We start from the raw sequence: 6633 nt of genomic DNA, 5'->3' as shown, positions 1-6633 counted from the left end.
GGCGGGCGGCCCGGCGCGAAGCGGGGGGCGCGCGCCGCGCTCGACCTCGCGAGCGATCCGGGCAAGTTCCTGTCGACGGTGCAGATCGGCATCACGCTGATCGCGACGCTCGCCGGCGCCTTTTCCGGCGCCAGCCTGGGGGAGCCGGTGGCGGCGCGGCTCGTGCGGGCCGGCATGGCGGCGCAGACCGCCGACCGCCTCGGCTTCGCGCTGGTCATCGGCGTCACGACGCTCGTCTCGCTGATCGTGGGCGAACTCGTCCCCAAGCAGATCGCGCTGAGGAGCCCGGAGCCGATCGCGGCGGCGATGGCGTTGCCGATGCGCTGGCTGGCGGTCGGCACCGCGCCGGTCGTCTGGCTGCTCGACCGGACCAGCGCGGCGATCTTCCGCCTCATGGGCCTGTCGCGCGGCAACGAGGACCAGGTGACCGCCGAGGAGCTGCACCTGATCGTCGCCGAGGCGAGCAAGTCGGGCGTGATCGAGGAGCACGAACGCTCCATCATCTCCGGCGTGGTCCGCCTCGCCGACCGGCCCGTGCGCGAGGTGATGACGCCGCGCACAGAGGTGTGCTGGCTCGACGCGGACCTCGACGAGGCGGGCGTGCGCCGCGCGCTGATCGAGATGCCGCATACCCGGCTGCCGGTGGCGGAAGGATCGATCGACGCGCTGATCGGCGTCGTCCAGACGCACGAGCTGGTGTCGGCGCTGCTGCGCGGGAAGTCGGTGGCGCTGCGGCCGCTGGTGCGGGCCGCGACGGTGGTGCCCGACCACCTCGACGCGCTCGACACCTTGCATGCGCTGCGGCTCGCCGAGGTGCCGATGGCGCTGGTCCACGACGAATACGGGCATTTCGAGGGGCTGGTGACGCCCGCCGACCTGCTGAGCGCCATCGCCGGCGAGTTCGCGTCCGACGCCGACCCCGACGAGCAGCCCTCGATCGTCGAGCGCCACGATGGCTCGCTGCTGGTGGCGGGCACCACCGCGGCCGATACGCTGGCCGAGCGGCTGGGCATCGCGCTGCCCGAGGACCGCGACTATGCGACCGTCGCGGGACTGGCGCTCGCCGCGTTCCGGCACCTGCCGGGCGAGGGCGAGAGCTTCGAGGAACAGGGCTGGCGCTTCGAGGTCGTGGACCTCGACGGGCGCCGCATCGACAAGCTGCTGGTCAGCGGTATCGATAGATAGGGATCGGCCGGACCAGAGCGGACTGGTACCGCCGTTTGCGTCGGCGGATCAGCTCAACCGTTCGATCTCGTCCAGCACGAAGCGCGGATCGAACGGCTTTGCGACGAACATCGTGCGCGAGGGCAGTTCGGCCTGCGTCACCTTCACCGCTCCCGACGCGACCACCAGCAGCGTGGGGGGGAAGCGGTCGCGGACGTGGTGGGCAAGCTTCACGCCGTCCATCGATCCGGGCATCTGCACGTCGGTCAGGACGATGCGGATCGCCGGATGCGCCTCCAGCGTCGTGATCGCCTCGTCGGCGCTTTGGGCCTCGAACACCTGATAACCCTCGTCCTCGAAGAAGTCGGCGAGGTTTATCCGGATCATCGGCTCGTCGTCGACGACGAGGATCGACCGCTTCTGCACCTCCGCTGGGGGATCCTCGATCTTGGCCACGACATTCAACCTTCCTGCGCATCGCCGAGCGGCGCATCGATCCTGAACACGAGGCCGGCCGGATCATAGTCGATCGCGGTGTCGCCCCGAAAATATGCCCGCAACGACCGCTCGATCATCATCGATCCAAAGCCGCGCCGCACCGGCGGCCTGACCTGGGGACCATCGACCTCCCGCCAGACGAGGTTGAAACGAGGCTCGCCGCCATTGGGTCCCGGTTGCACCGACCAGCCGAGATCGACGTGACCCTCATCGTTGGACAGCGCGCCGTACTTGATCGCGTTCGTCATCAGCTCATGGAACGCCAGCGTCAGCGCGAGCGATACCTGGGAACCGAAGCGGAGCGCCGGTCCCTGGATGTGGAAGCGGCCCGCGACGCTCTGGTGCGCCATCAGCGCGGTCTGCGCGAGGGTGTGCAGATCGGCGGCGGTCCAGTCGCTGCGCGTCAGCACGTCCGTCGCCCGGCCCAGCGCCGCGAGCCGCGACGACAGCGCCTCGTTCGCGCTCCGAAGGTCGCCGGCCTGGCGCATCGTCTGGCTCGCCACCGCCTGGACGATCGCGAGCTGGTTCTTCAGGCGATGGCCGAGTTCCTGGTTCAGCAGCTGAAGCTGTTCCTCGCGCTTCATCAGCAAGGCATTGGCGGTGGCCAGTTCCACTCCGCCGCGCGCGGCGCGGCTGAACGCGTCGCGCAGCTCGCCGGCGATCGCCGCCATCCCGGTCGCCACGACCAGGTAGATGGCGTTGGCGACCCACTGCGGGCCGCTGAGCCACAGCCGCTCGTGCGGCGATCCGATCGACCACCCCGCGCACGCCGCCGACAGCACCGCCGCATACAGGCCCGCGCCGCGCCCCAGCACCAGCCCGATCCCCAGCACGGGCGGAAGGAACAGCAGCCATGGCAGCAGGCTGGTGACGAGCAGCGCGCGCAGGATCGCCGTCGCGGCGATGATGAGCGTCGCGAGCAGGTACCGCGTGGCGGTCGGCAGCGCGTGGGCGAGCGACCAGGTCATGAGCCGATCGAAGGCGGGCGAGGAACGGGCGCGGATCATCCTGGCCACAATCATCACCCCCGCCATTTCCCCGCTGTTCCACTGTCCCCGCTTCGCGCGTACCATGCCCGGAACCGCCGTGCGAGTGGCGGAGGCGGGCGCATCGTTACGGCGGCGATCCGGCCGGCGGCGGTTCCCTCGCGCGCCTTGGCACTGGCCATGGTCCGGCGGGTAGGCCATGGAGGCGTCATCCGCGCGGGGCGTCGCTCGCCGCTCCGGCGCGGGAACCGAACGGATGAGACGATGGCCGCTTCCCTTCCAAGTCCGTCCCCGGCTCCCCTCGTCGTCGGGATCGGCGGCACGCCCAAGCCCGGCTCCAGCACCGAGCAGGCGCTGACCCTCGCGCTCGCCAGCGCGGCCCGCGACGGCGCCGAGACGCTGATGTTCGGGGGTGCCTATCTTGCGTCGCTGCCGCTGTACCTGACCCCCGACAGCGAGGCGGCGGGGGGCGAGATGATCGACGCCGTCCGCCGCGCCGACGGCATATTGCTCGCCTCGCCGGGCTATCACGGCGTGATGTCGGGGATGGTGAAGAACGCGATCGACTATCTCGAGGCCACGTCGCGGGACCCGCGCGCCTATCTCGACGGGCTGCCCGTCGGGTTGATCGTCACCGCGGCGGGCTGGCAGGCGACCGGCTCGACGCTGGCGGCGCTGCGCGCGACCGTCCATGCCCTGCGCGGCTGGCCGACGCCGATGGGCGCGGCGATCAACACCGGCGACGGGGTGCTGAGCGGCGGCGTGTGCCGGGACGCCGGCGTGGCCGCGCAGATCGACCTGGTAGGAAGGCAGGTCGCGCTGTTCGCCCGATTGAAGCTCGCGGATTCCGCCTCCCTGAAGGGGGACCCCGCCGCCGGGGACTGACGCGGACGGTTCGTCCGACCATCCATGCGGGTCATGGAAGACCGTCCGTTTTTCCTTCGCATATGCGGAATAAACCTATCGCAAGTTCAACTATCGTGCTTTGTGTTTCCACGATTGTCACAAGGCAGAGGCATGAAGCCCATGAGTAGTCGCGCGCTGAAGGACCAGCTTCGATATCTGGACGAACAGCTGACGTCGCTGATCGCTCTTGCCGACGAGCAGCGCGACTATCTTCTTGGAGCATTATTGTGTGAGGCGCATGCTCATGTCGTCAAGCAATATACTGTCCTTGCTTCCAATTAATATCGGATCATAAGGTCCTGAGAACTGTTGATATCGCCCAAGGGGCGGAGAAACGCGGATGATTGGGCAAGGCACGTCGGCGATGGCCGCGAAGTTGGACTTGGTGATACGATCCGAACGACGCGCGATTTTCGGGACCGACGTGTCCGCTCCCGACAACTGGGACATCATATTGATACTGTACCTCGCGGACGCGGAGGGAGAGCGGCTGACCGGCCGCGAGACGATCGAGCGGACCGGGGGTTGCCCCGAAGCGGGCAGGCGGCGGATCGCGCACCTCAGCCATTCGGGCATGATCGCCGGGGACATCCACGGGTCCGCCGACGACGTCGTCACCCTGGCGCCGGCGGCCATCACGAAGGTCGAGAGATGGCTCGACCACGCCTGGGCCAGGATCCAGTCGACCTGACGGTTCGCGACGATGCGGGTCGTCAGTTCAGCCTCGTCCGATACTGCAGCCTGAAGGCGCTGGCCGGCGCCTGGGTGCCGGACAGGGTGACGCGGATCGCGCGCACGCGACCGTCGAACCCGCCCGCATCGGGAACCGGCGTGTAGGTCCAGTTGCTCCCGTCCGTCGAGAACTCCAGCCCGTCGGTCGCGCTGGCCAAGCCGGCGAAACCGTAGGTCAGCCCGCTCCCCGCCAGCCCTAGCCCCAGGAGGCTGCCGTCAGTGAAGCCGACCGGGCCGCTGCCGGCCGCGCCATAGTCGGTGACGCGAAGCCTGGCCTGGATGGGGATCGTGTCGACGATCACCACCTTGCCGACGGTCGCCAGCGCGTTCTGCGTCGGATTGGTGACGACGAGCGCGAAGTCGATGTCCGATCCCGGCAGCGCGCGAGGGTTGAGCGTGCTGACCTGATCCGCCACGACGCTGCTCGACTTCGCGATCTGGAGGCTGGCGGCGGTCGCCGCGAAGAGGGGCAGGGCCAGCGCCACCACCGCGGCCGACAGCCGGAACACCCTCATCGCCCACCCCCGATCAGCGCGCGGGCCGCGCCGCCGAACGCGGTGGCGACCGAGGCGCGGTCGAACTTTATCCGCGCGGTTAGATACGGCCCGGCCCGCGTGTAGCGGTCGGCGGAGAAATCGCGGTCGCGATACCCTGCGACGTTGTAGCCGGCGGTGATCCACAGGTTGCCCGCCGGCGATACGCCGACCGACGGCCCGCCGCTGAACGCCAGCGCACGCGCGCTCCAGGCGTGCTGCACCGATCCCTGCACGCCGACGTCGAAACGCGACGACAGATCCTGGCGCAGGTCGAAGCCGATCACGTCCACGAACCCCTCGTACACGTCGTCCCCGAACTTTCCGCGCACGAACTTGGCGCCATAATAGATGCTCGCCTCGATGCCGCGACCGTCGCCGCGCGCGCCGGCGCGATAGTCGAGCGCGACGTTGTTCACCGCCCGGCTCGTGACCTGCATGTCGTTGCCGACCGCGGGCACGCCCAGCGCGTTCCCGTCGGTGACGCCCGCGTCCGCGTGCTCGTGGCGCAGCTGGAACCGTTCCAGCAGCGACCAGCGGCTGCCGAGCGGACGGAGCGCCAGCGCGAGATCGGCGGTGGCATAGGCGGCGACCGCGCCGTTCGCATCCTCGATCCGGTACGCCTTCACGCTCGCCGCCAGCGTCTGCCCATGGCCGAGCGCGCGCAGCATGTCGGTGGTCAGCCCCCAGCGTGTCGCGCCGGCGCCCTCGCGATGCTCGATCCGGCCGTTCCACGACCACAAGGCGGCCCGGTATGTCGCGCCCAGCGTCTCGGCGCCATAGGGAGCGGTCGACAGGGCGCCCGTGCTTCCCAAGCCAGCGTTGCCCAGACCAGTGCTCCCCAGGCCAGTGCTCCCGATGCTTGTGCTCCCCAGGCCGGTACCGCCCGACAGGCTGCCGCCCGAGGCGATCGGCTGGAACGGCGTCACCGCCGCGCCGGTGGGGATGCGGCCGCTGACGGTGGTGCTGGCGTCCAGCGTCGCATCGATCGTCCACCGCCGGCCCAGCGGCAGCGACTGGCTGAGGCCGTATTGCGCGAAGGTGCGGCGTCCGTTCTCGCCCATCGCCTGCTGGTCGAGCGTCGTCCCCAGCCGCGCGCCGGTCCATGGCGCGACGTCGAAGCCGATCCGCGCGGTATGGGCGACGTAGTCCTTGCCGCTCGCGATCTCGTAGCCGCCGATCAGCCGGATGCCGGGCGACAGGCGAAGCGCGGCGTCGATCTGGTGGCGGATGGGGAAGTCGACGCTGGCATCGTGCCCGCCCGGCGCGACCTGCGTCTGGCCGGACACGACCAGCCTGCCGCCCATGAGGTTGCGGCTGCCGCCCAGCGTCAGCAGCGCCGACGTGCGGTCGCCACCGTCGAGCCCGCGATCGGCCGCGAACTGTCCGCCGACGAAGATCGTGCCGCTCGTCCGCCGCCAGTCCAGCCGCACCTCGGCGGCGGTCCGCGATCCCGGCGTGTCGAGCTGTTCCTGCCGCCAGCCGGTGCCGGTGAGGGTCAGCCCGTCGCCGAGCCGCAGCGCGGCGTCGAGGCCGAGCTTCTGCGTGCCCGCCTCCACCACGTTCTGCTGCCCGACGCCGAAGCCGCCGTCCTGGCGCCGCGCATAGCCGAGCAGGTCGAGCGGCCCGGTGCGACGCTCAAGCTCGACGAGCGCGGCGGTGCCTGCGTGCAGTCCGCCGCGACCGCCCGCGGCGAACTCCGCGCGCAACTCGGTCGCGTGGTCCGGCCGTACCTTCAGGTCGACGCCGACGACGGTGGCGTCGCCCACCGCCTCGTCGCGGATGGCGCCGGCGCCGATCTGGACCGCGCCGCC

At 70.3% G+C, this 6633-nt stretch carries 7 protein-coding genes and 1 pseudogene; 4 read left to right on the top strand and 4 right to left on the bottom strand.

Annotation, left to right across the window (positions count from 1 at the left end; all coding sequences use genetic code 11):
- On the top strand, positions 1-1185 hold a 1185-nt coding region (locus HUV01_RS10490), incomplete at its 5' end, for a hemolysin family protein (RefSeq protein ID WP_174298209.1).
- Between the two features lie 48 nt (positions 1186-1233).
- On the opposite strand, the gene HUV01_RS10485 is transcribed toward HUV01_RS10490, so the two are convergent.
- Complete coding sequence (locus HUV01_RS10485; protein WP_254606564.1) at positions 1234-1620, bottom strand: response regulator; 387 nt, start codon at positions 1618-1620, stop codon at positions 1234-1236.
- A 5-nt stretch (positions 1621-1625) separates the two neighbouring features.
- Positions 1626-2735, bottom strand: coding sequence for a sensor histidine kinase (locus tag HUV01_RS10480; protein ID WP_254606562.1), 1110 nt, complete (start codon positions 2733-2735; stop codon positions 1626-1628).
- A 177-nt stretch (positions 2736-2912) separates the two neighbouring features.
- Here HUV01_RS10480 and HUV01_RS10475 point away from each other — a divergent pair, with 177 nt between their 5' ends.
- The 3 genes from HUV01_RS10475 (at position 2913) to HUV01_RS10465 (ending at position 4245) form a co-directional block, all read left to right on the top strand.
- Positions 2913-3533: an NADPH-dependent FMN reductase gene (locus HUV01_RS10475; RefSeq protein ID WP_174298208.1), complete on the top strand. Its 621-nt coding sequence runs from the start codon at positions 2913-2915 to the stop codon at positions 3531-3533.
- A 141-nt stretch (positions 3534-3674) separates the two neighbouring features.
- Positions 3675-3836, top strand: coding sequence for a hypothetical protein (locus HUV01_RS10470; RefSeq protein WP_217430981.1), 162 nt, complete (start codon positions 3675-3677; stop codon positions 3834-3836).
- An 82-nt stretch (positions 3837-3918) separates the two neighbouring features.
- Entirely contained in the window at positions 3919-4245 is a 327-nt protein-coding gene (locus HUV01_RS10465; RefSeq protein WP_174298206.1) for a hypothetical protein, read from the top strand.
- Between the two features lie 22 nt (positions 4246-4267).
- Here HUV01_RS10465 and HUV01_RS10460 read toward each other — a convergent pair whose 3' ends face one another.
- Positions 4268-4801, bottom strand: coding sequence for a hypothetical protein (locus HUV01_RS10460; RefSeq protein ID WP_174298205.1), 534 nt, complete (start codon positions 4799-4801; stop codon positions 4268-4270).
- Positions 4798-6633: pseudogene (locus HUV01_RS10455) on the bottom strand (hypothetical protein); the annotation flags it as partial. The gene HUV01_RS10460 and the pseudogene HUV01_RS10455, both read right to left, overlap by 4 nt.

The organism is Sphingomonas bacterium (assembly GCF_903643035.1).
In the GTDB taxonomy this organism is placed as follows: domain Bacteria; phylum Pseudomonadota; class Alphaproteobacteria; order Sphingomonadales; family Sphingomonadaceae; genus Sphingomonas.
This window is presented reverse-complemented; position numbering and strand designations above follow the sequence as displayed.